This is a genomic window from Afipia sp. GAS231 (genome assembly GCF_900103365.1).
GTDB lineage: Bacteria > Pseudomonadota > Alphaproteobacteria > Rhizobiales > Xanthobacteraceae > Bradyrhizobium.
In genome coordinates this window covers 6405634-6432464 of sequence record NZ_LT629703.1, presented here as the reverse complement: position 1 = coordinate 6432464, position 26831 = coordinate 6405634, and the positions used below count along the sequence as shown (strand labels likewise).

General features: G+C 64.1%; 25 protein-coding genes. 16 read left to right on the top strand and 9 right to left on the bottom strand.

The features are described from left to right. Positions 1-10: 10 nt before the first annotated feature. The 3 genes from BLS26_RS30210 to BLS26_RS30200 all read right to left on the bottom strand — a co-directional run bounded on the left by BLS26_RS30210 (position 11) and on the right by BLS26_RS30200 (position 4487). Entirely contained in the window at positions 11-1414 is a 1404-nt protein-coding gene (locus BLS26_RS30210; RefSeq protein WP_092516140.1) for a M20/M25/M40 family metallo-hydrolase, read from the bottom strand. Positions 1415-1462: 48 nt separating this feature from the next. Continuing rightward, positions 1463-2797: a glycosyltransferase family 87 protein gene (locus BLS26_RS30205; RefSeq protein WP_092516139.1), complete on the bottom strand. Its 1335-nt coding sequence runs from the start codon at positions 2795-2797 to the stop codon at positions 1463-1465. A 67-nt stretch (positions 2798-2864) separates the two neighbouring features. Then, positions 2865-4487: a helicase HerA-like domain-containing protein gene (locus BLS26_RS30200; protein ID WP_092516138.1), complete on the bottom strand. Its 1623-nt coding sequence runs from the start codon at positions 4485-4487 to the stop codon at positions 2865-2867. Positions 4488-4833: 346 nt separating this feature from the next. Between BLS26_RS30200 and BLS26_RS30195 the strand changes: the two genes are divergently transcribed. The 12 genes from BLS26_RS30195 to BLS26_RS30140 all read left to right on the top strand — a co-directional run bounded on the left by BLS26_RS30195 (position 4834) and on the right by BLS26_RS30140 (position 16431). Next, positions 4834-5199 (top strand): hypothetical protein, encoded by a 366-nt coding sequence (locus BLS26_RS30195; RefSeq protein WP_092516137.1) that lies wholly within the window; start codon positions 4834-4836, stop codon positions 5197-5199. 55 nt (positions 5200-5254) lie between these two features. Then, positions 5255-5662, top strand: coding sequence for a DUF4332 domain-containing protein (locus BLS26_RS30190; protein WP_092516136.1), 408 nt, complete (start codon positions 5255-5257; stop codon positions 5660-5662). 72 nt (positions 5663-5734) lie between these two features. Next, on the top strand, positions 5735-6613 hold the full coding sequence (gene folP, locus BLS26_RS30185; RefSeq protein WP_092516135.1) for a dihydropteroate synthase: 879 nt from the start codon (positions 5735-5737) through the stop codon (positions 6611-6613). Further along, on the top strand, positions 6610-6981 hold the full coding sequence (folB, locus tag BLS26_RS30180) for a dihydroneopterin aldolase (protein WP_092516134.1): 372 nt from the start codon (positions 6610-6612) through the stop codon (positions 6979-6981). The genes folP and folB overlap by 4 nt, the downstream gene beginning before the upstream one ends. A 1-nt stretch (position 6982) precedes the next feature. After that, positions 6983-7474: a 2-amino-4-hydroxy-6-hydroxymethyldihydropteridine diphosphokinase gene (gene folK / locus BLS26_RS30175; RefSeq protein ID WP_092516133.1), complete on the top strand. Its 492-nt coding sequence runs from the start codon at positions 6983-6985 to the stop codon at positions 7472-7474. Between the two features lie 96 nt (positions 7475-7570). After that, entirely contained in the window at positions 7571-9433 is a 1863-nt protein-coding gene (locus tag BLS26_RS30170; RefSeq protein WP_092516132.1) for a methylmalonyl-CoA mutase subunit beta, read from the top strand. 2 nt (positions 9434-9435) lie between these two features. Beyond that, on the top strand, positions 9436-9900 hold the full coding sequence (locus BLS26_RS30165) for a GFA family protein (protein WP_092516131.1): 465 nt from the start codon (positions 9436-9438) through the stop codon (positions 9898-9900). A 137-nt stretch (positions 9901-10037) separates the two neighbouring features. Further along, a complete protein-coding gene (scpA, locus tag BLS26_RS30160) occupies positions 10038-12194 on the top strand; it encodes a methylmalonyl-CoA mutase (protein WP_092518782.1) in 2157 nt (718 codons plus the stop codon). Positions 12195-12309: 115 nt separating this feature from the next. After that, on the top strand, positions 12310-13089 hold the full coding sequence (locus BLS26_RS30155; protein ID WP_092516130.1) for an RsiV family protein: 780 nt from the start codon (positions 12310-12312) through the stop codon (positions 13087-13089). A gap of 75 nt (positions 13090-13164) precedes the next feature. Next, entirely contained in the window at positions 13165-14151 is a 987-nt protein-coding gene (meaB, locus tag BLS26_RS30150) for a methylmalonyl Co-A mutase-associated GTPase MeaB (protein ID WP_092516129.1), read from the top strand. 148 nt (positions 14152-14299) lie between these two features. Next, positions 14300-14944, top strand: a complete 645-nt coding sequence (locus tag BLS26_RS30145; protein ID WP_092516128.1) for a pyroglutamyl-peptidase I — start codon at positions 14300-14302, stop codon at positions 14942-14944. Between the two features lie 116 nt (positions 14945-15060). Then, positions 15061-16431, top strand: coding sequence for a TIGR03808 family TAT-translocated repetitive protein (locus BLS26_RS30140; protein ID WP_092516127.1), 1371 nt, complete (start codon positions 15061-15063; stop codon positions 16429-16431). A 107-nt stretch (positions 16432-16538) separates the two neighbouring features. On the opposite strand, the gene BLS26_RS30135 is transcribed toward BLS26_RS30140, so the two are convergent. From BLS26_RS30135 to BLS26_RS30120, 4 genes are all read right to left on the bottom strand, one after another. Then, positions 16539-17039: a TIGR03809 family protein gene (locus tag BLS26_RS30135; protein ID WP_092516126.1), complete on the bottom strand. Its 501-nt coding sequence runs from the start codon at positions 17037-17039 to the stop codon at positions 16539-16541. Between the two features lie 496 nt (positions 17040-17535). After that, positions 17536-19269: a S8 family serine peptidase gene (locus BLS26_RS30130; RefSeq protein ID WP_092516125.1), complete on the bottom strand. Its 1734-nt coding sequence runs from the start codon at positions 19267-19269 to the stop codon at positions 17536-17538. 42 nt (positions 19270-19311) lie between these two features. After that, entirely contained in the window at positions 19312-20028 is a 717-nt protein-coding gene (locus BLS26_RS30125; protein WP_092516124.1) for a hypothetical protein, read from the bottom strand. Further along, positions 20025-20594, bottom strand: coding sequence for a sigma-70 family RNA polymerase sigma factor (locus tag BLS26_RS30120; RefSeq protein WP_092516123.1), 570 nt, complete (start codon positions 20592-20594; stop codon positions 20025-20027). The genes BLS26_RS30125 and BLS26_RS30120 overlap by 4 nt, the downstream gene beginning before the upstream one ends. Positions 20595-21034: 440 nt before the next feature. Between BLS26_RS30120 and BLS26_RS30115 the strand changes: the two genes are divergently transcribed. Both BLS26_RS30115 and BLS26_RS30110 read left to right on the top strand, forming a co-directional pair. After that, on the top strand, positions 21035-22177 hold the full coding sequence (locus BLS26_RS30115; RefSeq protein ID WP_092516122.1) for a GGDEF domain-containing protein: 1143 nt from the start codon (positions 21035-21037) through the stop codon (positions 22175-22177). 63 nt (positions 22178-22240) lie between these two features. Next, a complete protein-coding gene (locus tag BLS26_RS30110) occupies positions 22241-23347 on the top strand; it encodes a DUF2336 domain-containing protein (RefSeq protein ID WP_092516121.1) in 1107 nt (368 codons plus the stop codon). 219 nt (positions 23348-23566) lie between these two features. Here the strand turns inward: BLS26_RS30110 and BLS26_RS30105 are convergent, their stop codons facing one another. Continuing rightward, a complete protein-coding gene (locus BLS26_RS30105) occupies positions 23567-24205 on the bottom strand; it encodes an NrsF family protein (RefSeq protein ID WP_092516120.1) in 639 nt (212 codons plus the stop codon). A 2-nt stretch (positions 24206-24207) separates the two neighbouring features. Further along, positions 24208-24753, bottom strand: a complete 546-nt coding sequence (locus BLS26_RS30100) for a sigma-70 family RNA polymerase sigma factor (RefSeq protein WP_092516119.1) — start codon at positions 24751-24753, stop codon at positions 24208-24210. Between the two features lie 422 nt (positions 24754-25175). On the opposite strand from BLS26_RS30100, the gene BLS26_RS30095 reads away from it, so the two are divergent. Then, entirely contained in the window at positions 25176-25823 is a 648-nt protein-coding gene (locus BLS26_RS30095; RefSeq protein ID WP_244541731.1) for a hypothetical protein, read from the top strand. Positions 25824-25935: 112 nt separating this feature from the next. Next, the gene (locus tag BLS26_RS30090; RefSeq protein WP_092516118.1) at positions 25936-26715 is read left to right on the top strand and encodes an enoyl-CoA hydratase; all 780 of its coding nucleotides are present in this window, start codon (positions 25936-25938) and stop codon (positions 26713-26715) included. Positions 26716-26831: the final 116 nt, after the last annotated feature.

Below are 26831 nucleotides of genomic sequence, written 5' to 3'. Positions count from 1 at the left end.
ATTTGCCCGCTTACTTCCCCGCCTCCGCAAAGGCGTCGAGGATCCGCGCCCAGGAGCGGATGCCCTTGTGAAAACTCTTCAGATCGTACTTCTCGTTCGGCGAATGGATGTTGTCGTCCTCGAGACCGAAGCCGACCAGCACGGTATCGAGGCCGAGCGTGCGCTTGAAATCCGCCACCACCGGGATCGAGGCGCCTGAACCGATCAGCAGCGCTTCCTTGCCCCACTCGTCCGTCAGCGCGCGCCTCGCCGCCGCGAGCGGCTTCATGTTCCAGTCGAGCGCGATCGCCGGCGCGTTGGAATGGTCGGTGAATTCGGCGCTGCAGTCGCCCGGAATGCGCGCCGTGACGTAATCGCGAAACGCCTTGCGGATCCTGTCGGGATTCTGGCCCTCGACCAGCCGGAACGAAACCTTTGCCGAAGCTTCGGCCGGGATCACGGTCTTGGAGCCCTCGCCGGTATAGCCGCCGATGATGCCGTTGATGTCGCAGGTCGGACGCGAGGAGACCTGTTCGATCAGGAGACGATCGTTCTCGCCGGCCGGGATCGACAACCCGATCGGCTTCAGGAACGATTCCGGCGTCAGGTTGAGCTTCTTCCACTGCGCCAGAATATCCGGCGGCAGGTCCTTCACGCCGTCGTAGAAGCCGGGAATGGTGATATGGCCGTTGTCGTCATGCAGGCCGCCCAGAATATTCGTCAGCACCCGGATCGGGTTGCGCGCGCCACCGCCGAAAATGCCGGAATGCAGGTCGCGGTTGGCGGCCTTGATCCTGACCTCGTCATAGACGAGCCCGCGCAGCGAAGTGGTGATCGCCGGCGTGTTCTGGTCCCACATGCCGGTGTCGCAGACCAGCGCGAAGTCGGCCTTGAGGTCTTTCTTGTTGGCTTCGAGGAACGGCACGAAATTCTTCGATCCGATTTCCTCCTCGCCCTCGATGAGGATGGTGATGTCGACCGGCAGCGCCCCCGCGACCTGCTTCCAGGCGCGGCAGGCTTCGACGAAGGTCATCAACTGTCCCTTGTCGTCCTCGGCGCCGCGCGCGACGATGATCTTGCGGCCGTCGGCGTGATCGGTCACGACGGGTTCGAACGGCGGCCGGTGCCACAAATTGAGCGGATCGACCGGCTGCACGTCATAGTGACCGTAGAACAGCACATGCGGCCGGCCGTCGGCGCTGCCATTAGCCTTGGCGACGATGGCGGGATGTCCGGCCGTCGGCCGCACCTCGGTCTTGAAGCCGAGGGTCGCGATGTCCTTGGCGAGATGATCGGCCGCGGCCTTGCAATCTTCCGCAAACGCCGAATCGCCGGATATCGACTTGATCCGCAGCAGCGCGAACAGCCGCTCGAGGCTGTTGTCAAAATCGGCGTCGATGCGGTCGAGAACCGGCTGAAGTTTGGCGCTGGACATGGCGTGTTCCTTGGCTGTTTCCCAGGTTATGGGCGCGATTTTCTGGCGTCAGGTTTTAGCTTGCCCGGTGGCCGGAGGCAAAGCAGAGACATCGTCCGCCAACGGCGGATTCAGGAGGTGCCAGACCAACCCCGCCACCATCACGACGGTGGCAGCGAGATTGTTGCCGTAGGCCTGCAGGTCGTTCGGAAATACCGGCAGCGACAGCAACATCAGCAGGCCGGCCACGGCCAGCAACAGCCATGTGCCGGTCCTGACCCGGGCGCGCGGATCGTAGGCGGCGCGATGGATCAGCACCGTCATCGGGAAAAACAGCCACATGAAATAATACTGGCGCGCCAGCGGGGTGGCTGCCGTCATCAGGCAGAACAATATGCCGATCTCCTCGGCATCCGAGCGTTCGGTTCGCCGCGAGGCGGATGGCATGACAGCGACATAGCCGAGCCCGATCAGAAGCGAGATCGCCACCACCAAAAGGTTCGCGGTCTTGAAATCGAGATTGGCGATGTTCATGGTGCGGGCGGGTTTGGCAGCATTGTCCTGATTGTAGTTGATCGGCCGGGTCAGCCGGTGCGTCATCGCGATGATCGACTGGTTGACCCACGACCAGTTCTGTTCGTCGCGCTGGCCGAACCCCTTCTCCGAACTCGACCCCACCATGCCCTGGTACCAGGTCTTCAATTCATGGGCGTTACGCTCGAAGCCGCGGAACGGCGCCGGCAGCACGAACAGGAACACGCCGATGAAAACCAGCATGCTCGCGGCCGCGGCCCACTGCCTTCTCCAGACCAGATAGGGCAGCACCGCGACCGGAAACACCTTGATGGCGGTGGCGAGCGCGAACATGCTTCCCGCCATCCAGTTGCGGTGGTCGCGCAGCAGCCAGAAGCCGTACAGCATCAGCGCCAGCAGAACCAAATTCGGTTGGCCGAGGTCGAACATGTCGAAGACGAAGGTGACGGTAACAAAACCGGGCAGCGCGAACAGCCATGGGCCGGGCGTCCGCCCCGATCCCGTCATCGCATTGGCAAACTGCGCGGTCATCCACCACGCCACGACATTGAGCAGCGATAGACAGAGATAGAGCGGGATCTTGCCGAAGAAACTCGGTATCGCCAGCAGCACCGCCGACAGCGGCGGATAGATGAAGTCGAAATAGTCGGCAGGGTTGTCCGGATAGAGGTTGTTGCCTTGCAGCACCTGCTGCCCGGCCCAGAACCACAGCGGATAGTCCTTGCTCTTGCCGTGGCCGAAGATTTCCGGGACCAGCACGTCGGCCGTCAGCGCGATACAACAGAGCAGAAACAGCACGTCGATCGGCGCGCGCAGCGACGGCCATCTCAACACGCGCTTGTTCTGGATATCAAGGTTTGCGGCAGACATAGAGTCCAATTTTGGTTTGACGCGTTTTCTTCACGCGAACCGGCTTCCACTTCGCTTGGAAACGCTTTTAGCGCCGCAGCAGCCCGCCGAGCGCGCCGCGCACCAGCGCGCGTCCGACCGAACCGCCGAGCGCACCGCCGACCGACTTGCCGAGATCGGCCACGACGCCGCCGACCACCTTGTTGGTGACGCTGCGGGTGACATTTCTCGCGATGATCTGGCCGGTCGACATCCTGCCGCGCGAAACGTTGGTGCCGAAGATGGTGCCGACGATCGAACCGATCTGGCCGAGAATACCGCCGCCACCGCCGGCCGATCCGTCATCCGGATGCGCCGCCGTCCCGGCGATGCGCTTCTGGATCATCTCGTAAGCGGACTCGGCGTCGATGGCGGTGTCGTATTTGCCCTTCACCGGGCTGTTGTCCATGATCGCCTTGCGCTCCTCGGGCGTGATCGGCCCGATCCGCGCCGAGGGCGGCCGGACCATGATGCGTTCGACCATCGCCGGCGTGCCGCCGCCTTCCAGGAACGACACCAGCGCCTCGCCTTTGCCGAGCTCCATGATGACGCGGGCGGTGTCGAGCTTCGGGTTGGGCCGGAAGGTCTGTGCCGCCGCCTGGACCGCCTTCTGGTCGCGCGGGGTGAAGGCGCGCAGCGCATGCTGGACGCGGTTGCCCATCTGGGAGAGCACTTTGTCGGGCACGTCGATCGGATTCTGCGTGACGAAATAGACGCCGACGCCCTTGGAGCGGATCAGGCGGACCACCTGCTCGATCTTGTCCATCAAAGCCTTCGGCGCGTCGGTGAACAGCAGATGCGCCTCATCGAAAAAGAACACCAGTTTCGGCTTCGGCAGATCGCCGGCCTCCGGCAATTCCTCGAACAGCTCCGACAGCATCCACAACAGGAAGGTGGCGTAGAGCCGCGGGCTCTGCATCAGCTTGTCGGCGACCAGGATATTGACCATGCCGCGGCCGTCGCTGTCGGTTCTCATGAAATCCTTCAGCGTCAGCGCCGGCTCGCCGAAGAATTTCGCGCCGCCCTGGTTTTCCAGCACCAGAAGTTGACGCTGAATGGTGCCGACGGTCGCCTTGGTGACGTTGCCGTAGCCCTGCGCGGCCTTCCGGATCGACGCCAATGGGTCCTCGCCGTCGTCGGGGCCCCTCTTGCTGGTATCGGGCACGATGGCGTCGAGCAGCGCCCGCATATCCTTCATGTCGATCAGCGTCAGGCCGCTTTCGTCCGCGACACGGAATGCGACGTTGAGCACGCCTTCCTGCACGTCGTTGAGATCGAGCATCCGGGACAGCAATAGCGGCCCCATTTCGGTGACGGTGGCGCGGACCGGGTGGCCCTGCTCGCCGAACACGTCCCAGAACACGGTCGAGAACTGATCGGGCTGGAAATTCAGCCCCATCTCGCCGGCCCGCTTCAAGATAAAGTCCTTGGCCTCGCCGACTTCGGAGATCCCGGAGAGGTCGCCCTTGATGTCGGCGGCGAAGACGGGAACGCCGGCACGCGCAAACCCTTCCGCCATCACCTGCAGCGACACCGTCTTGCCGGTTCCGGTCGCGCCGGTGACAAGACCGTGCCGATTGGCGAGCGCGAGCGTCAGCCAGGCGGCTTCCTCGCCCTTGCCGATAAAAATCTTCTCGTCGGTATCGGCCGTCTTGTTATCGGAGGTCGCCATCACATCGCCTCTTCGCGTGTATCAGGGAGGTTTGGTTGCCCAGCGACACAATCATATCGCATCCCTGCCGTCGATTGAAACCGTGGAGCCGAGATCGACGCGTCTCGGCGCCCCTAAGCCCGCGCATCTCATACTTTTCTCCAAGCCCGACCGTGAAAAACGTTCGCGGTGCGACAATAAAGCGTGAAATCCGACGCTCACTCTTGCATTGCTGCAACACTTGCGGCGCGATCTGGAACGAAAGCGGCCTTAGTGTGTGCGGATCGCTTGTATTTCACACCGTGGACGCTCAAGATCAAATAACAAGCAGACGACCCGGTAAAAACCGGCTGAGGGCGGGGGCCATATGGACGAATTAATTGGAACGCTGGCCACCAAGGTCGGCATCGATGACGCTGTCGCGGAAAAAACCATCGGCATCGTTCTGGGTTTCCTCCGCAACGAGGGCCCTTCCGACAAGGTCCAGGCTCTGATCGATCAGATCCCGGGTGCCGAAGCTGCGATCGCGGCCTCGAACAGCAACAGCGGCCTCTCCCGGCTGATGGGCGGCGGCCTGATGGCGCTCGGTACCAAGTTGATGGCGCTCGGCCTCGGCATGAACCAGATTCAGAACGTCGCGCGTGAACTTTTTCGGTTCGGCCGCGACAAAATCGGAGCGGACAAAATGGGCGAGATCATCTCGGGGACGCCGGGCCTTAGCCAGTTCGCTTAAAGCATATCCTTCTGGCGCAGATCCGGCCTCAGCACATTCTATTGCATCGAGTATCATGACATATCCCCTCTCCGCGATCGAAGGCCTGAGTGCCTACTCCGCCTCGAAACTGAAATCGCTAGGCATTCGCACCACCGAAGCGCTGCTGGAAGCCGCCCGCACCGTCAAGGGACGCAAGGCGCTCGCCACCAAGACCGGGATCAGCGAGCAGCAACTGCTCGAATGGGCAAATTTCTCCGACTACATGCGCATTCCCGGGATGGGCAAGGCCAAGGTCGGGTTGGTGCGCGCGGCCGGCGTCACCACCGTGCGTGAACTGGCACTGCGCAACCCTTCGCGGTTGGCTGCGAGCATGAAAGACATCAATACCAAGCGCCGGCTGGTCCGCGTGCTGCCGTCGGAACGATCGGTCGAGCAGCTGGTCGAGCAGGCGCGCAAGCTGGCCCCGAAAATCAGCTACTGAGCCGCTCGGGCTAGCGTCCTCCGCCCCCTCTCCCGCCTTGACTCGACCACGCGGACCGCGCAAAGCGACCGCATGATCGCAACCATTTCCAGACCCGCCAGGGAGCCGAACGCGGCGGCCGGGCCGACCGGAGATTCCGTGCTGTCAGTGCTGCTGTCGAAGCCCTATCCGGCCGTGATGGGCGTCCTGAATGTGACGCCGGATTCCTTTTCCGACGGCGGACAGTTCACGGCCCCCGAGCGCGCGCTGGCACAGGCCCGAAAGATGGTCGCCGAGGGCGCCGACATCATCGACATCGGCGCCGAATCCACCCGGCCCTATGGCTCGGAGCCGATCAGCGCCGAGCAGGAACTTGATCGCCTTCGCGACGTGCTGCCGGAGGTCGTTTCGCTTGGCGTGCCGGTGTCGATCGACAGCATGAAATCATCCGTCGTGGCCCGGGCCCTCGATCAGGGCGCTGTTATTGCCAACGACGTCTGGGGCCTGCAGCGCGATCCTGACATGGCGGGCCTCGTTGCCGCGCGCAGGGTGCCCGTCATCATCATGCACAACCGCGACCGCGCCGATCCCGCCATCGACATCATGAAAGATGTCACGGAGTTCTTCACCCGCTCGCTCGAGATAGCGGCTAAGGCAGGGATTTCGCCTGACAACATCGTGCTCGATCCCGGCATCGGCTTCGGCAAGACGCCGGAGCAGAGCATGACGGTGCTGGCGCGGCTCGATGAACTCGCTTCGTTGAGGCAGCCGCTGCTGGTCGGGGCGTCGCGCAAGCGCTTCATCGCATCCGTCACGCCGTCGGAGCCACAGCAGCGGCTCGGCGGCTCGATTGCCGCGCATCTGCTGGCGGCGCAAAACGGGGCGCGGATCATCCGGGCCCATGACGTCGCGGAAACCGTCCAGGCGCTGCGCGTCGCGGCGGCCATCAAGGAATTCGGAAACCAGAAATGACCGATACGATCTTCATCACCGGCGTCGTGATTCATGCCCGCCATGGCGTAATGGAACATGAGACCGAAGTCGGCCAGCGCTTCGTGATCGATCTCGAGCTTGCCGCCGATCTGTCGGAATCCTCGCACACCGATCGGCTCGCCGACACCGTGTCCTATTCCAACGTGGTGGCGACCGCGACGGCAGCATTCAAGAATACCAACTACAAGCTGCTGGAGCGCGCGGCCGGCGCCGTCGCCGAGGCGGTGCTGGCGGCGTTTCCGCGCGTCAGCGCCGTCAAGGTCACCGTGCACAAGCCGCACGCGCCGATCGCGGCGATCTTCGAGGATGTCGGCGTGGTGCTGACCCGCACCCGGCAAGCGCCCTGACATGGCGGATGTGCTGATCGCGCTCGGCGGCAATGTCGGCGACGTTCGCGCCACGTTCCAGAAGGCGATTTCCAACATCTGCGGCATGACGCAGGCGGCCTTGCTGGCGCGGTCGTCGGATTACTCAACGCCGCCCTGGGGGGACGAGGCGCAGGACCCTTTCGTCAACGCCTGCATCCAGATCGACACCAGCCTCGACCCGCATGCGCTGTTGTTCACGCTGCACAAGATCGAAAAGAAATTCGGCCGCGACCGCGCCCATGAGCGGCACTGGGGGCCGCGCACGCTCGATCTCGATCTGATCGCCTATGACGATGTCAAAATCGAAAAACCCGAGCTGACGCTACCGCATCCACGGCTGTTCGAGCGCGCTTTCGTGCTGGTGCCGCTCGCCGAGATTGTGCCCGACCGTATCATTGCGGGACGTCGCGTGGCCGAGGCCTTGGCCGGGCTTTCGACCGAAGGTATCCAGCGGTTACCTGAGCTCGATTGACCCAAAACAACTGTTTGGCTTGGCGGTCGCGGCGTGGCAATTTCCGGCCCAACACGGGAAGCGCTGCAAGAAACGGGCGAAGGAACGACGGGCCGGATGACCACGACAGATGAGCTGAAATTGGCCGCGGATTTTGCCCCGGCGAGCTACGACGACTGGCGCAAGCTGGTCGACGGGGTGCTGAAGGGCGCGCCATTCGAGAAACTGGTCAGCAAGACCGCCGACGGATTGCCGATCGATCCGATCTATCGCCGCGCGCAAGGCACCGCCCCGGTCGCCGGCCGCGCCGCCGCAGCCCCCTGGCAGATCCTGCAGCGGATCGATCATCCCGACGCCAGGGCGGCCAATGCGCAGGCGCTGCACGATCTGGAGAACGGCGCTACCGGGCTTGCGCTGGTGTTCGCCGGCTCCAACGGCGCCCATGGCTTTGGACTGGAGCCGACGGCGGAGGCCGTCGAAAAAGTCCTCGACGGCGTCTTCCTCGATGCCGGCATCGGCATCGAACTTCAGGTCGGGCCGCAGTCGCGGATGGCGGCGATTCACGTCGCCGAATATATCAAGCGCAGGGGTCTCGACCCCGCGGCCTGCGATATCCGCTTCGGCCTCGATCCGCTCGGAGCTGCCACGGCATGGGGCCGCAGCCCATTCACCTGGGCCGAGATCGCGCCCGCTTTGACCAACGCCGCCCGCGGCCTTGCCGCGATGGGCTTCAGGGGTCCGTTCGTCGCCGCCGATGGGCGGGTGATTCATAATGCCGGCGGATCGGAAGTGCAGGAGCTGGCCTTCGTGCTCGCCTCCGGCGTCGCCTATCTGCGCGCGATCGAAGCCTCCGGCGTGACGCTGGAAAATGCGCAAGGCATGGTCTATGCGCGGCTTGCCGCCGACGCCGATCAATTCCTGACGCTTTCGAAATTCCGCGCACTGCGGCTGCTATGGGCGCGGATCGAAGCGGCCTCTGGCCTCACACCCAAACCGCTGTTCATCGCCGCCGACACCGCATGGCGGATGCTGACGCAGCGCGACCCCTACGTGAACATGCTGCGTGCGACGATGGCGACCTTCTCCGCCGGACTCGGCGGCGCCAACGCTATCACCGTGTTGCCGCACACGCTGGCGCGCGGCCTGCCCGACCCGTTTGCCAGACGTGCGGCACGCAACACCCAACTGGTGCTGCTGGAAGAATCCAACCTCGCCAAAGTGTCAGATCCGGCCGCCGGCTCCGGCGGCATCGAGACGCTGACCAAACAGCTTTGCGAAGCCGCCTGGTCGCTGTTCCAGGAGATCGAGAAAGCCGGCGGAATGTTCGCCTCGCTTGAACAGGGCCTGCTCCAGCGCAAGGTCGCCGCGACGCGGGCGGTACGCGAGACCAATATTGCCAAGCGGCGCGACGTCCTGACCGGCGCCAGCGAATTTCCGAACCTGCACGAGGCCGACGTCGCGGTGCTCGAGGCGCGGCCGGTGGTATTGCCGCCCTATGGCGAGGCCAAGATCAAGTTCGACGGACTGCCGCCGATGCGGCTGGCGGCGCCGTTCGAGGCCTTGCGCGATAAGTCGGATACCCGACTCAAATCCACCGGCGCGCGGCCCAAGATGTTCCTCGCCAATCTCGGAACGGCTGCCGACTTCACCGCGCGCGCCGCCTTTGCCAAGAGCTTCTTTGAAACCGGCGGCATCGAGGCGCTCGACACCGAGGGCTTTGCCGATCCGGCGGCGCTTGCCGCTGATTTCAAGGCCTCCGGTGCAACCACGGCGTGTCTGTGCTCGTCCGACAAGGTCTATGCCGGGCACGCTGTCGCGGCAGCCCAGGCCCTTCAAGCGGCAGGCTGCAAGCATATCTATCTGGCAGGGCGGCCCGGCGAGCAGGAGGCCGCGCTGCGCGGCGCGGGCGTCGGCGATTTCATCTTCGCCGGCGGCGACGCGCTGGCGATGTTGACGAGTGCCTGGCAGCGGATGGAGTGACCATGACAGCGGCTAGCAAAACCGTTCTGACCGGCGGCTGCCAATGCGGCGCGATCCGCTTTGCGGTGACAGCACCACCCGCAAAAATCAGCGTCTGTCATTGCCGGATGTGCCAGAAGGCGTCGGGCGCGCCGTTCGCTTCCTTTGCCGATATCGAACATGCGGATTTTAGCTGGACCCGCGGCCAGCCAGCGGCGTTCAAATCCTCATCGATCGCGATGCGCGATTTCTGCCGGGATTGCGGCACGCCCCTGAGTTTCCGCCGCATCGACGGTCCCCGGATCGAAATCATGACCGGCACCTTCGACCGCCCTGACCGGCTGGTTCCGACCCGGCAATACGGAACCGAATCCCGGCTCGGCTGGGTGGTCGGCATCTCCAACCTGCCGAGCCAGACCACGCTGCAGAACTATGGCCCGGACAAGGTTGGCGGGATCGTCAGCCACCAGCATCCGGACCATGACTAGAGCGTTTTCCAGCGAAGTGGACACCGGTTCGCGTGAAGAAAACGCGTCAAAACAAGAATCTAGAGCCCCGTTCCGATTCAATCGGAACGGAAAAGGCTCTAGAGCTTGCGACCGCCAAATATGCTAGAATGGGTACCATGAGCCGCATACCGAACTTCGCAGAACTCGCCTTCGAACCGGTCGCCCCTCCAGCGCCTGCGGGCCAGGCCGAACCGTGGCTGACGCCGGAGGGAATCCCGGTTAAGCCGAGCTATTCGGAAAGCGATCTCGAAGGCATCGACTTCCTCGATACGTGGCCGGGCACCGCGCCCTATCTGCGCGGCCCTTATCCTTCGATGTACGTCAACCAGCCCTGGACCATCCGGCAATATGCCGGGTTCTCCACGGCGGAAGATTCCAACGCGTTCTACCGCCGCAACCTCGCGGCCGGGCAGAAGGGCCTTTCGGTCGCGTTCGATCTCGCCACCCACCGCGGCTACGACTCGGATCATCCGCGCGTCACCGGCGACGTCGGCATGGCCGGCGTGGCGATCGATTCCATCTACGACATGCGCACGCTGTTCTCGGGCATCCCGCTCGACCAGATGAGCGTGTCGATGACCATGAACGGCGCGGTGCTGCCGATTCTCGCGCTGTTCGTCGCCGCCGCCGAGGAACAGGGCGTTCCGCCGGAGAAATTGTCGGGCACCATTCAGAACGACATTCTGAAAGAGTTCATGGTGCGCAACACCTACATCTATCCGCCGACGCCCTCGATGCGGATCATCTCCGACATTTTTGCGTACACCTCGCAGCGGATGCCGAAGTACAACTCGATTTCGATCTCCGGCTATCACATGCAGGAAGCCGGCGCGACGCAGGACCTCGAGCTCGCCTATACGCTGGCCGATGGCGTCGAATATCTGCGCGCGGGTTTAGCTGCCGGTCTCGACGTCGACCGCTTCGCGCCGCGGCTGTCGTTCTTCTGGGCGATCGGCATGAACTTCTTCATGGAAGTCGCCAAGATGCGCGCCGCCCGCTTGTTGTGGGCCAAGCTTCTGAAGCCTTTCAACCCCAAGGATCCGCGCTCGCTGTCGCTGCGCACGCATTGCCAGACCTCAGGCTGGTCGCTGACCGCGCAGGACGTCTTCAACAACGTAACCCGCACCACCGTCGAGGCGATGGCGGCAACGCAGGGCCATACCCAGTCGCTGCACACCAACGCGCTCGACGAAGCGCTGGCGCTGCCGACCGACTTCTCGGCGCGGATCGCCCGCAACACGCAGTTGTTCCTGCAGCAGGAAAGCGGAACCAACCGCATCATCGATCCCTGGGGCGGTTCTTATTACGTCGAACGGCTGACCCGCGACCTCGCGGCGAAAGCCTGGGGCCACATCCAGGAAGTCGAGGCGCTCGGCGGCATGGCGAAAGCCATCGAGGCCGGCGTGCCCAAGCTGCGGATCGAGGAAGCCTCCGCCAAGACCCAGGCGCGGATCGACGCCGGGCGGCAGGCGGTGATCGGCGTCAACAAGTACAAGCCGGTCAACGAGGCCGCGATCGACGTGCTGAAGGTGGAAAATTCCACCGTGCGGCGGCTGCAGATCGACAAGCTGAAGCGGCTGCGCAGCGAGCGCGACCAGAAGGACGTCGATGTCGCGCTGGCGGCACTGACGCGCAGCGCCGGCGAAGGCAACGGCAACCTGCTGGCGCTCGCGATCGATGCGGCGCGGGCGAAGGCCACCGTCGGCGAAATTTCGGACGCGATGGAAAAGGTGTTCGGGCGTCACCGCGCCGAAATCAAATCCATCACCGGCGTCTACAAGCGGGAGGCGTCCACCATGTCCAACCGGGTCGAAAAGGTGCAGACCCTGATCGATGCGTTCGAGACTGCCGAGGGCCGCCGCCCCCGCATCCTCGTCGCCAAGATCGGCCAGGATGGCCACGACCGCGGCCAGAAGGTGATCGCATCCGCGTTTGCCGATGTCGGCTTCGACGTCGATATCGGGCCGCTGTTTGCCACCGCCGACGAGGCGGCGCGTCAGGCGGTCGAGAACGACGTGCATATTCTCGGCGTGTCGTCGCTGGCCGCCGCGCATCTGACCGCGGTGCCGGAGCTCAAGGCGGCGCTGAAGAAGCACGGCCGCGAGGATATCATGATCATCATCGGCGGCGTGGTGCCGCCGCAGGATTACGACGCGCTCTACAAGGCCGGCGCCGAGGCGATCTTCCCGCCCGGCACCGTGATCTCGGATGCGGCTGAGGAGTTGATACACAAGCTCAACGCTCGGCTCGGGCATAGTGAGGCGGCGGAGTAATTGGGGTGATAGGCTGACGTCTTCGAATGCCTACGGCATTCGTCGAACCTTGCGCGTAACTCATGCGACAAATGATCGAAAGCGCATCTCATCACCTCATTGCGATTATTGCTCCATGAACTTGATACTCCGAACCTGCCTGACGATTTCTCTCGCAAGCTTGGCGTTCGCCGCCCTCGCCGCCGAACCCAAGCCCGACTTCAACCTCAAGACCAAATTGATCGAGGCCAGCGTTTCGCTCGACGCCAAGATCAAGGCCGATGCGGCGCTCGCCGCCGACTGCCTGACCGAAGGCAAGGCGTGGGTGGCGGGGTACAGCGTTGACGCCGACAAGGAGCGCAAGCAGTTTCCGCAGATGTTCCGCAACGGCGCCTGGTCCGTCGATCGCAAGTACGAGACGCGCTCGGTGGTCGACGGGCACTATGTCAGCATCGTCAGGTCCGACTACACGGACACCGGCGGCGCGCACCCGAATTCCGACGTCAACACCATCCTGTGGGATTCCGCCGCCAACAAGCGCATCAGCATCCGCCCGTTCTTCATCGAGACCGCCGACGGTGGCCCCACCATGAAGGCGATGGTCAAGGCCGTGCTGGCTTCGTTGACGGTGGAGAAGAAAAAGCGCGATGCCGGCGAGACCGCGACCGACGAATGGTTCAAAATCGTCGAGCCCAAACTGCTCAAGATCGGCGCGGTGACCTTGGCGCCCTCGACCGCGTCAGGCAAGAGCTCCGGCCTGACCTTCCACTATCCGCCCTATGCGGTCGGGCCCTATGCCGAAGGCGAATACGTCGCCTTCGTGCCCTGGGAAACCTTGAAACCGTATCTGACGCCGGAAGGCGTCAACATCTTCGGCGGCGCGCGGCCCAAGGGCGACGACGACGGGCAGCAGTAAGACAGCATCAAATCGATGGGGATAGCGGTGGTCCGGGCCCCTCGCCTGCGGCCATCAGCCGTTGTAAACCAAGCCATGACCCCGCCGAAGACCCCCGACATCGACAAGCTCGCCCATGACCTCCGCTCCGGTTCCCGCGCGGCGCTGGCGCGCGCAATCACGCTGATCGAGAGCCGCAGGGGCGATCACCAGGCCGCGGCGCGCGACCTGGTGCAGACGCTTTTGCCCGACACGGGTACGGCAATCCGCGTCGGCATTACCGGCTCGCCCGGCGTCGGCAAATCGACCACCATCGATGCGCTCGGCATGTTCCTGATCGAGCGCGGCCACAAGGTCGCGGTGCTCGCGGTCGATCCGTCCTCGGCCCGCACCGGCGGCTCGATCCTCGGCGACAAGACGCGGATGGCGCAGCTTGCGAATTCCGAGAACGCCTTTATCCGTCCCTCGCCAGCGTCCGGCACGCTCGGCGGGGTGGCGGCGAAAACCCGCGAGGCGATGCTGCTGTGCGAAGCCGCCGGCTTTGACGTCGTGCTGGTGGAAACCGTCGGCATCGGCCAGTCCGAAACCGCGGTCTGCGACATGACCGATTTCTTCCTGGCCTTGATGCTGCCGGGCGCCGGCGACGAGCTGCAGGGCATCAAGAAGGGCCTGGTCGAACTCGCCGACATGATCGCGATCAACAAGGCCGACGGCGACAACATCAAGCGCGCCAACCTGGCCGCAGCCGAATATCGCGGCGCGCTGCATATTCTCAGCCCGCGCTCGGAGCACTGGCATCCGCCGGTGCTGACCTATTCGGCGCTGACCGGCACCGGCATGGACGAACTGTGGCAGAAGGTCCTGGATCACCGCACCACTATGATCACCTCCAGCGAGTTCGCGGCACGGCGGCGCGAGCAGCAGGTGAAATGGATGTGGTCGATGCTGGAGCAGCGGATGATGGCCCGCCTGCGCTCCGACGCTGCGATCCGCGCCAAGGTGAAAAAGACCGAGGCCGAGGTCGCCGACGGCCGCATCACGCCGGCGCTCGCCGCCGAACAGATCGCGGAGATGCTGCGGTGAGCGAACGTTTATTATTGCATATGGAGGTGTCATCGTCCGCGAAGGCGGACGATCCAGTAAACGCCGCAGCAAATGGAAACTCGACTGGCCGCTGTGGAATACTGGATGCCCGCCTGCGCGGGCATGACGGCGCGAAGAGTTGCCTGAAGTGAGCGAGAAGCTTCGCATTCTCGTCACCGGCTTCGGACCGTTTCCCGGCGCGCCCTATAACCCGACGCAGCCGCTGGTGGCGCGGCTGACGCGGCTGCGGCGTCCGGCCTTTGCCGAGGTCGAACTCTCCAGTCACATTTTTCCCGTGACCTACAAGGCAGTCGATCGCGAATTGCCGCTGGCGCTGGATCGGCACAAGCCGCACGCGCTGTTGATGTTCGGCCTCGCCTCGCGCACCGGCTATGTCAGGATCGAGACTCGCGCCCGCAACGCCGTCACCATGCTGTGGCCCGACGCGTCGCAGGCCCGCTCGCGCAAGGGCTCGATCGAGGGCGGCGCCGCCGCAAAAATGTTCGGCCCGCATACCCAGAAATTGCTGCGCGCTGCAGATAGCACCGGCCTCGACGCCCGCGCCTCGCGCGACGCCGGCAGCTATCTCTGCAACTATCTGAGCTGGCGCGCGATCGAAGCCGCGGAAGCCGACGACGGCCCGCGCCTGGCCGCCTTCGTTCACATCCCGCCGCTGGCGCGTGACGGCTCGCCGCGCCGCAAGGGTTTTCCGCGCATCACGCTGGAAGAACTGGTCGATGCCGGCGAGGCGATGTTGCTGGAGATGGTGAGATTGGCAAGGCGGGCTTCGTAGCTTCGCACCCGACATTAACCCTACCCCGAACAATCACCCTGTTCCGTCGGCGCATTCACCATGCGCCGCCGCATTTCCGCGATACCTATCGATGGACGAACACAGGGTCATCCATCATGGACGTCAACCGCCGCCATCTCATTGGAGCATCCGCCGTCGGCGTCGCCGGCGCGCTCGCCATGTCGCCCGATGCCGCACGCGCGGCGCCGCTGACGTCGGCGCTCGGGCGCGACGTGACGCAATATGGCGTGCGTCCCGGCAGCCCTGATGACCAGACCAGAAATCTGCAGCGGGCGATCGACGAGGCCGCACGCGCGCAAGTGCCGCTGGCGCTGCCGCCCGGCGTTTACCGCACCGGAATGTTGCGCCTGCAAAGCGGCTCGCAACTGGTCGGCGTGCGCGGCGCGACCAGGTTTTTGTTCAACGGCGGCGCCTCGATGTTTCTGAGCGAAGGCGCCAACAGGATCGGCCTGTCGGGCCTCACGCTCGACGGCGGCGACATTGCGCTGCCGACCCGGCGCGGCCTCGTGCATTGCCTCGGCGGGCGCGACGTCCGCATCACCGATTGCGAGATCACGGCAAGCGGCGGCAACGGCATCTGGTTCGAGCAGGTCTCCGGCGATGTCTCCGGCAACATTTTCAGCAAGATGGCGACCACCGCGGTGGTGTCGTTCGATGCGCTCGGCCTGATCGTCTCGCGCAACACCATTTCAGGCACCAACGACAACGGCATTGAAATCCTGCGCACTTCGATCGGTGACGACGGCACGCTGGTCGCGGACAACCGTATCGAGGACATCAAGGCCGGCCCCGGCGGCTCCGGCCAGTACGGCAATGCCATCAACGCCTTCCGAGCTGGCAACGTCATCGTCCGCGGCAACCGCATCAAAAACTGCGACTATTCCGCGGTGCGCGGCAATTCGGCGTCCAATATCCTGATCACAGGCAACAGCGTCAGCGACGTCCGCGAGGTTGCGCTCTATTCGGAATTTTCGTTCGAGGGCGCAGTGATCGCCAACAACACGGTCGACGGCGCCGCCGTCGGCGTCTCCGTCTGCAATTTCAACGAGGGCGGCCGCATTGCCGTCGTGCAGGGCAACATCATTCGCAACCTGCTGCCGAAGCGCCCCATTGGCACCGCGCCGGACGACGATGCCGGTGTCGGCATCTATATCGAGGCGGATTCGTCCGTGACCGGCAACGTGATCGAGAATGCGCCGTCGTTCGGGATCGTCGCCGGCTGGGGCAAATATCTCCGCGACATCGCCATCACGGGCAATGTGATCCGCAACGCCTTTGTCGGCATCGGCGTATCGGTGGTGCCGGGTGCCGGCACAGCGCTGGTCAACAACAACATGATTTCGGAAACGCCGCGCGGCGCCGTGGTCGGGCTCGATCACGCCCGCGCCGTGACCACCGATCTCTCGGCCGAAGGCGCCCAGCGCTATGCCCAGGTGGTGGTCGGCACCAATGCAGTGCGGCGGTAATTGCTCCGTCATGCCCGGCCTTGTGCCGGGCATCCACGTCTTGGCAGACTCACAGAAGAAAGACGTGGATGGCCGGGACAAGCCCGGCCATGACGACAAAGTGAGTCCTAAAGCGCGTTGCGCAGCAGCGGATAGCGTTGCTGGATGCTGTCGAGATCGAGCGGCGGCAACGCCATGTCGTCGAAATCGGGCGCGTCGGACCCGGATGGAGCCTCCCCCATGTCGAGAAGCTGGCTCTCCAGCGCCGCCAGCACGTCATCGGGAATCTCGCGCAGCGGCTCGACGACGATCGCCGCCGGTTCGGACGGCCGCAAGGCTGCCTGCGCGCTGATCTCGTCGTAACGCGGCGCTGCCGGGCGTTTGCCGCGGTGGCCTGCCAAATCGATCGCCAGATGGTCCGGGGCGGCGGCGCGCGCCATCAGATCGCGCCAGGTTTCGACCGCGGCCTTGGCTTCCTGGATATTTTCGAGGAAGGCCCGCTCGCTGTGAAAGCGGCGCCAGCGCCCGGTCTCGAACAGCTCTGTGAGGTATTCCAGCCGCCGCTCAGCGAGATTGCACCAGCGCGCTACGGTATCGCGGCCGCGCGCCACGTCTCCAAGATGTGTCATGAACCTGCCCGTTGGAAGAAGGACGGACGCAGACGCAACCGAGACGAATCAACCGAATGTGACAGTGTTATTCTGTGGAAAACTACTCGCTTGTCCAGCGCGCGAGCATCGTCAACGCGATTCAACCAACAAAACCCGCAGTCGTACGGGGTTTTTCGCAACTGCCGCGGTCAAGCCGCACAGCAGCATGGCGACGTTGCGTAAGGCCCCGCGGCAACTTCACTGAGCAAGGTAAAGAAAGTGTTAACGCGCAGCGCCGCGGCGGGCGTGGGCCGCTCTTCGCGAACAGCTGGGCTGGAAAGCAAAAGACCCGCCCGGGGGGACAACCGGGCGGGTCAAGCCATAAGGGCGCTTGGGGTGGATGGGCGCTCGCGCACATTATAGCCGATGGGGAGGGATAACCGCTCCCACATTGATTAGTCGCAGCACCCTCTGCAGACGTTCAAAATCGGGGCTGATTTTTTTAAGAGTTTGTTCGGGGTAAGGGGGCCGAAAATCAGCGCGCAGTGGCGCGATTGGCGCTGTTTTCGGCCGATTTATCCGATGAAAGCGACGGCGCGGAATCGTTGGGCGGCTCCGCCAGTGCTCTGCTCACGGAAGCGTTATCGGACGTCGCGGGCGCCGGTGCTTTTTCTCCGGCTGGTTTCGGCGACGCCGCAGCCATCGGAACCGCCGGCGTATCGACGACGGCGGTGACTGCGGCGAAAGCATCGGCCTCGCCCGCCCCGAACAGATCGTCGCGGCCGGGGGCGCCGAGATCGCGCGCGGTTTTCGTCAGTATGGCGCGAACATCGTTCGGCTTCAACGTCGGGTTGCGCTCCATGATCAGCGCCGCAATGCCAGAGACATAGGCGGCGGAAAACGAGGTGCCCGACGTGATCTGGTATTTTTCGTCCGGCGCGGGCAGGAAAATATCAGCGCCGGGCGCTGCGATCGCGATGTAGTTGCCGCGGTTCGACGCCGGCAACAGTCTGTCCTGCGCGTCGGTGCCGCTGACGGCGATCACGTTCGGATTGGCGGCGGGATAGAGCGGCGGCGACTTGGCTCCGGCATTGCCGGCGGCGGCGACCAGCAGAATGCCGCGCGCCGCGGTCGCGGCGACGCCGCGCTCGATCATCGGATCCTTTGGCCCGGCAAAGCTCATATTGACGATCTGCGCGCCATGCTCGACCGCATAGTCGAGGCCCTTGAGGATGACATAGGACGTGCTTTCCGCCGCGCCCGACGTACTGCCGAACGCGCGGATCGCCAGCAGCCGCGCCTCCGGCGCGCTCCCGATCAGCCTGGCATGCGCCACGATCGCGCCGGCGATGCCGGTGCCGTGGACATGCGGACCTTCCTTGCTGCCGAGCGCATCAAAACTGTCGGCGACCGAATTGGCGAGTTCCGGATGTTTGACGTCGATGCCGGAATCGATCACCGCGATGGTGACGTTCATGCCGCGCGCCAGCGTATGCGCCTGCGGCAACCGAAGCTGGGCGACCGCGTATTGCCCGGGATCGCCTTCGGTCGGCGCCTTCTTCTGGTCTTGCAACACATAGCGGAAATTGGGCTGCACCGACTTTACCCTGGTGTCGGCAGCGAACTCCCGCCGCACCGTGTCCGTCGGCCGGCGGTCGATGATCCGGAACAGGCCGACGGTGCCGCCGACCAGCGGGAAATTCTGCGACGCAATCCGCTCCAGCCCATGGCTGCGGGCCAAAGCGTCGGCGTCCGCCAGCGACATTGCGCCGTCGATCTCGGCGACGAATTCGTTCCGCACCGTGCGCAGGTCGATCGCGGCAGCCGCCGGATTATTGCCAGGTCCGCCGCCGCCTTTTTTGGTGTTCCCGACAAGGTTCAACGGGCGATCGAAGCATTCGCCGTCCGGGCCGCGATTGGCATATTCGCAAACCGGATAGAGATTGGGTGAATAGCGCAGATACGGCGTGCTCGAGCCGACGTCGACCGGGCGATTGATCCGCATCACCGACACGCCGGCATTGGGCGGTGTGCGCGCGATCCCAACAGAGTTGGCGCCAACGCTGCCGCGGCCGGCAATGGTGGGACTGACGCGCGGAGCCACCGTCGGATTGATCGTGGGGATCCGGGAGTCGATATGGAGGCTCGGCGTGCGCATGATGCTTTGCGCGCGAGCCACCGGTGCAAGCGCGAGCGGCACTACGGCAGCGGCCAGAAGCAGCGCCGCGCGCCGCGTCATCTTGCGCCAATTCACGCCATCGTCGACCATGGGACCTCGGCTTACTCGGGCGCGGTTTGGGAATTGCCGGCCTTACGGCGTCGCCACCGCAAGACTGACGATCTTCTCGCTCGCCAGCCTGTTCACCAGGCTGGCTGCTTCGTCCTTGCTCATCGCCTTGTTACCGAATTGCAGCCGGAACATGCCGTCCTTCACGCCGTCGACGATCGAGGCCTGGTAGGTGTTGAGCAGCGCGGTGATGTCGGCAATGCGGGCTTCCGGCGCAAACCGCACCAGCGCGCGCGGCGGGGCTGCGACCGAACTGCCGAGATCGCGGGTAATGGGGCCGGAAGACGGTTCGTTCAGGCTGAGCGAAGCGGTCTGGAAAGTGCCGCTCTGGTTCTTCACCAGCACCGCGCCGATCAGGCCGGCCTGCAACAACAAGGCCACCGCGCCGAGCGTGGCCGACCAGGCCAGCGTCCGCGGCGACAGGCTTGCAAAGAATTCGGAAACCCGCGCGGAAAGATTGACCGACAGCGACGGCTTGACCACGGGCTCTCCGTCGATCGCGGCAAACAGCTTCGTCATCGCGCGCGCCGACGGCGCACCGAGGCTTTCGTTGAGGTGAATGGTCTCGGCGTATTCCTCGCGGATCACGGCGTATTGCCGGGCAAGCGCGGGATCGCTGGCCAGCGCTTCGTCGACGCGGCGCGTATCGCGTGCGTTCAAGGTGCCGGCCGCGTGGAACGGCAACAGCAACTCGATTTCGCTGGGTTCTTGATCCAGCATTTTTTTGCTCGCTGCCATCATGGCCAACCTCGCTCTATGCCGGCTGCCTTGAGCAGTTCGGCCAATTTCTTGCGCGCATAAAACAGGCGCGTCTTCACGGTGTTTTCCGGAATTCCGACGATCTCGGCCACCTCTTCCACGGACTTCTCGTGGTAGTAGACGAGATCGACGATCTCCCGGTGCTCTGACGAAAGCGCGGTCATGCACTTGCGCAACGCTTCACTCGTATCTTTCTTCTGCGCGACCACTTCGGGATCGTCGGACGTGTCCTCGATCGCGTTCGCGGTCTCGTCGTCCAGTCCAACGTCCTTGCGGCGCCGCAGCGCCGACAGGGCCTTGAACCGCGTAATCGCCAAGAGCCAGGTGGTAACGGCGGATCGGCCTTCGAACTTGCCAGCCTGACGCCACACATCGAGAAAAACCTCGCTGATGAGGTCTTCCGCAACCTGTTCGTCCCGGACGAGCCGAAGCCCGAAACGGAACACCCTGACATGGTGCCTTCCGTACAGCACCTGCATGGCGAGCCGGTCGCCTTGAGCGATCCGAGCGATCAGAACTTCGTCTGAAGCCGCCTGTGTCGCACTCAATGGCCGTCTCGCAGAATTGGTCGGAGGGGGAAGGCTGGCGGTTCGATGGGGGAAGCAAGATTCTTCACAATACGGCAATGTCCCGATTGCATGTGTGATCTACCCCACATAAGCGGGTTTACCGGCATGGGCGCCGGCATAAACGGTGAAAGTCCCCAAATTGGTACCATAATACGGAAATACTTTCCTAAAGATGGCGCCATCCACGGCGACCTTACCAAGGCTTGGTTTCCAAGGAAGTACCCAAGGCAGCACCCAAGCCAGAATCTGCTTACAGCCAGAGCGTCCGCGCAAGGGTCCGCCAGCTCCTGAACGGCAGATTTCCGTTGCGAAACAGCGCAATGGCAGGTGTTTTAACGGATCAGAATCGGTCCCAAAAGATACCAAACCTAAAGGCTTTCCCACTTAGATTTTTCGCCAGTTCCACCAACGGCGAGACTATGGGCACCGCTGCGTCCTCATTCGTGAATCCAGCCGAATTGGAAGGCGTCGGTTCCCAGCCGACGGCGAAGGCACGGGCGCGCCGCGCCAGGCAGCGCCGCCAGATTCTGGCGATGATCGGCGGCAGCTACGTCATCGATGCCGGGGTGCTGCTGCTGTTCGCGCAGGCCGGCACCATCCCGGTGACGATCGGGCCGGCCTATGCAGCCTGCGGCCTGGTCCTGGTCGCCATCTTCCTGGTGATTTCGGAACTCGGCCTCAACGACCGCTTCAGCGATCACTACCTCGTCGCGCCGCAGGCGACCGCCTGCATGCTGACCGCGCTGGCGTTCACCTACATCGCGCCGGAAGTCGGTGCGACGTTCCTGTGCACGCTGTTCATCGTGTTCAGCTTCTCGTCGCTGCGTTCGACGCCGCGCCAGACCATGATGATCTGGACCGCGATGACGATCGGCCTGGCCGGGCTGTTCCTGCTGACCGACAAGCCGATTTCGATGCCGCACGGCAACTACCTCGAGCGCTTCGGCACCATGCTGGCGCTGGTATTGTCGATCGGGCGCTGCATGTTCCTCGGCATCTTCTCCTCTTCGATGAAGCACTCGCTCTATCAGAGCGGGCTGAAGCTCAGGGAAGCCTACAAGCGGATCGAGGAGCTCGCCGAACTCGACGAACTCACCGGCTCGTACAACCGCCGCTGCATCATGCGGATGCTGGACGAGGAAATCGCGCGGGCGGCCCGCAGCGGAGCGCCCTGCTCGATCGCGCTGATCGACCTCGACTGGTTCAAGCGCATCAACGACGCCTTCGGCCACCCGACCGGCGACGAGGTGCTGCGAACCTTCGCCATTACCATGTTCGCCAACATCCGCGCCAACGACCGCTTCGGCCGCTATGGCGGCGAGGAATTCCTGCTGGTGCTGCCCGACATGGACACATCAGGCGCCGTGCGGGCCCTCGACCGGCTGCGCGCGATTATTTCCGAGCTCGACTGGAGCGCATTCTCGCCCAGCATGAGAGTGACGATTTCCGCCGGCGTCGCGACGCTGAAGCAAAACGAAACGCCCGACACATTCCTCGCGCGCGCCGACAGCGCGCTCTATGCAGCCAAGGCGCGGGGACGCAACCGCATCACCCACGCCTGATTTGATCAATTTCAGATCCGGCGACGGAGAATCCGTCACCGGCCTTTGCTCCAGGATAGAGTCATGAGTTCGAAGTCGGCTATCTCCCCGGTCCATCTGCTCGACGAGCTGCAGACCACGCTCGCGCACGGGACCGTTGCCCGCCGGGTCGAGACCCTGCGCCGGGTGACCGATCTCTTCATCAACGGAGCGGTGGACTATTCGGACGAACAGATCGGACTGTTCGACGACGTCTTCCAGTGCCTGATCGACCATATCGAAACCTCCGCCAAGATGCTGCTGGCCAACCGCCTCGCCCCGATCGACACCGCGCCGCCGCTGACGATCCGGGCGCTGGCCTTCGACGACATAATCGAGGTCGCAGGTCCCGTGCTGTCGCAGTCGGCGCGGCTCGACGACAAGACCCTGATCGAGAACGCGCGCAGCAAGAGCCAGGCGCATCTGATGGCGATCTCGACCCGCAAGGTCCTGAGCAGCGCGGTCACCGACGTGCTGGTCCAGCGCGGCAATGACGAGGTGATCCAGAGCACCGTCAACAATCCCGGCGCCGAATTCACCGAGCGCGGCTTCACCCGGCTGGTCAACCGCGCCGAAGCGGACGACAATCTGGCGACCTGCGTCGGCCTGCGTCCGAGCATTCCGCGCCATCTCTATCTGAAGCTGCTCGCAAAGGCGTCCGACACGGTGCGGCAGCGGCTGGAAGCCGCCAATCCGCAGCAGGCTGCCCAGGTGCCGACCGCGGTCAGGGAGGCGACACGGCGCGCGCGATCGGCGTCTTCCGCGATGACCAAGAACACCGAGATTGCGCACGCGCTGGTCAAGTCGCTCCACGAGGACGGCCGGCTCGACGAATTCCAGGTGGCGACGTTCGCCGACGCCGGCAAGTTCGACGAAGCCAATGCCTCGATCGCAGCCCTCGCCAACGTGCCGGTAGCGGTGGCCGAGAACATGATGATCGAGACCCGGGCTGAAGGCGTCATGATTTTAGCCAGGGTCGCCGGATTGTCGTGGTCGACGGTGCGGACCATCATCAACATGCGCGACGAGCTATCCGGCGGCGAGCCGACCGATATCGCGGCGTGCAAGGATACCTACGAACGGCTGCGGCCATCGACCGCGCAGCAGGTGCTGCGCTTCCACCGCATGCAACAGAACGCGCCGGCGGCGTAGACATCACAGCGTCGTCCCGGCGCAGGCCGGGACCCATACCGCGTGATCTATCGATAAAACTTGGTTGCTGACACCATTCGTACAACAACGGCCGCGGCGTATGGGTCCCGGCTCAAGGCCGGGACGACGGATCTAGAAACCGTAGGGCGGATTAGCGTAGCGTAATCCGCCGTCTTTGCGTCGCATCGGCGGATTACGCCTTCGGCTAATCCGCCCTACTCAATACTTCAGCACCCGCGAACCCACCAGTGCGCCGATCGCCGTCACCAGCGCGGTCGCGATCGTGTACCAGGTCGCCACGAACAGCGGTGAATCGTCGGTGCAGTGCGACGCGTAAAGCGTCGCTGCGAGGCCGGCCGAGACAAGTCCGGCCATAGCGCCGGCAATCGCCGGCCGTGCCGGCGCACCCTGGCGCAGGCTGATCAGCGCGCCGGCCAGCAGCGGCAATGACATCAGCGGAATGGCGGTCATGCAGGCCCGCGAATTATTGCCGACCAGCCGCGTCATCATTGGCATCCGCTGCGGCATCATCATCTCGCCGCCAATTCCCGCGGTCAGAATCCCGGCCGGGATCAGCAACAGCCAGCCAAAGCCCCGCAGCGAGGCTTCCGGGCGCGCCAGATGCAGACTGACCGCGATCGCAGCCGATGCCAGCGCCAGCGTCACCGCGAATTTCAGGTCGAAGAACGGATTGCGCATCGCGGTCATCACGTCGGGCCTGATGCCGAGTTCGGTGAAGAACATCAACAGCGAGACCGGCGCCGCTGCCAGCAGCGCCAGCATCAGTGAAAAGCCGACCGGGCGCGCACGGTGTGCGTTGTCGGCCGCCAGTGTTCGAATGAGCTGATCGGTGTCCATTCTCATTGTTCCCGTAACTTCGCCGTCAGGCTGGTCAGCCCGCGGTGCAGTGCCACCCGCACCGCGCCTTCGCTCATCGAGAATTTCGCCGCGGTATCCTTGATCGAGGCGCCATCGACCGAGATCGATTGCAGCACGTCGCGCTGACGGTCCGGAAGCGATTGCAGTTGCGCTGCGACCTCGCTCGCCGAAGCGGTCTCGACCGGCGTCTCACCCGGAAGCACCTCGGCGAAATCGTCGATATCGACGAAGATGCGCCGGCCGCGGCGGCGCAGCGCATCGATCAACTTGTTGCGGGCGATCGCAAACAGCCATGGGGCAAATGGGGCGCTGGCGTCCCAGGTGTGCCGCTTCAAATGGACCGCCAGCAAAATGTCCTGCACGATGTCCTCGGATTGATCGACCGGTTGTCCTGCACGCGCCAAACCGCGACGCGCCGCCGCGCGGAGCACCGGCGTGACGGCCTTGAGCAGGCGATGATACGCCGCACTGTCGCCTGCGATGGCCGACCGCATCAGGCCGGTCCATTCGTCATCCCGTTCGCGCACGCGCGCTCCTACCCTGCAATTCGGTCGATCTTTCAAATTGTTACACCAGGGATCTGAGATCACGAAGTCGTGATCAAAGTCCCGTATTGAAGACCCAGGACGGCCTGCCCGGAATCGGGATGGCCGCCGCGGAGACCGGCAGGCTCATACCATCGATTGCCCCCGCTCGCACCCGTAGCCGGCGCCCTGGCACACTGTTTCGGGAAAACCCGCCCGGCGAAAAACGCTGCGCGCCCTAACGACATAGCCGTTTTGACGCGTTTTCTTCGCGCGAACCGGAAGGCCACTTCGCTCGAAACGCTGTGGTCGTTGCCCTGCTTTTGCCCGGTGTTGCCCGAAGATTCCCTTTTTCTGCCGCGCTGCGGACACGCGGTGAGGTCTTTTTTCGCCATCGGGAGCGGGCAAATTGGGGAGATTGGCAAATGATGATCAAAGCCAGTGGGCGCTCGGCGTTGATAGTCGCAGCCGGACTTTTTGTGTGCTTCGCGGGCCCGTTGCCGGCGCGGGCCGCCGGCGACGATAGCGCCGCCGCCTCGAAATCCGATAGTGCTGCGTCGGGCAAGTCCGTCAGACATAGCGCGCGCCACTGGAAGCGCTACGCCCAGCGGAAATATACCCGCACCGCCGCCAAATCCACCGAGAGCGGCAAGGCCTCCGAAAAGGTCGCCGACGCCAGTGATAGCAGCCCGGTCGCGATCCCCGAATCTGTCGCCAACGCCAATGCGCAGATGACCTCCACCAATGCCCTCGCCGACAGCGCCAGCGCGATGACGGCCAAGGCCAACACCGTGCTGCTGGCTTCGACGGACAAGCCGGCCGACGCGCAGGCCCCGGCCGATGCCGCGGTGGTCGCTTCCGATCAGCTCAACGACGTCGATCGGGCCCTGCAGGAGACGCCCCCCAAGCAGCAGACCGTCGCGATGGCCTCAGCCGCCAAACCAGCCGCGGCCGCGCTGACCACCGCCAACGACAGCTCCACCTGGGATCAGACCTCGCTGATCGGAAAGATCTTCATTGCCTTCGGCGCCTTGCTGACGATGGCGTCCGCCGCGCGCATGTTCATGGCCTGACCAGCGGTTCGGGACGCGCCTGCGCCGCGTTCGAAACGCGGCGTTGCACCCACTTGATGCCCATCCCGCCAGCGGGCACATTGCCCGCGAAATCGGCTACCCGGGGTGGATCATGGCGACGTTCGAATACATCATTGTCGAGAGCAAGGGCGCGGTCGGCGTCATCACGCTGAATCGGCCGAAAATGCTCAATGCGCTGTCGTTCGGCGTGTTTGGCGAGATCGCGGCGGCCGTCGACGACCTCGAGGCCGACGACAAGATCGGCTGCATCCTGCTGACCGGCAGCGAAAAGGCCTTTGCGGCCGGCGCCGACATCAAGGAAATGCAGCCGAAAACCTTCATCGATATGTTTTCCAGCGATTTCGCCTCGGTTGGCGGCGACCGCGTGGCGAGGTGCCGGAAACCGACGATTGCGGCCGTCAGCGGCTACGCGCTCGGCGGCGGCTGCGAACTGGCGATGATGTGCGACATCATCATTGCCTCCGACACCTCGAAATTCGGCCAGCCCGAAATCACGCTCGGCACCATCCCCGGCATCGGCGGCACCCAGCGGCTGACGCGCGCGATCGGAAAATCCAAGGCGATGGACCTCTGTCTCACCGGCCGCATGATGGACGCCGCCGAGGCCGAACGCTCGGGCCTGGTCAGCCGCGTCGTACCGGCGGACAAGTTGATGGAAGAGGCGCTGGCGGCGGCGGAAAAGATCGCCGCGATGTCGCGCCCTGCGGCTGTCATGGCCAAGGAAGCCATCAACCGCGCCTTCGAGACGCCGCTGTCGGAAGGCATGAGCGTCGAGCGCAACCTGTTCCATTCGACCTTCGCGCTGGAAGACCGCTCCGAAGGCATGGCGGCGTTCATCGAGAAGCGCAAGCCGGTGAACAAGAACAGGTAGTTGCTGTCGTCCCCGCGAACGCGGGGACCCATACGCCGCGGCCGTTGTTACGAAAATGGTTTCAGCCACCACACGTCATCGATAGATCACGCGGTACGGGTCCCTGCGTTCGCAGG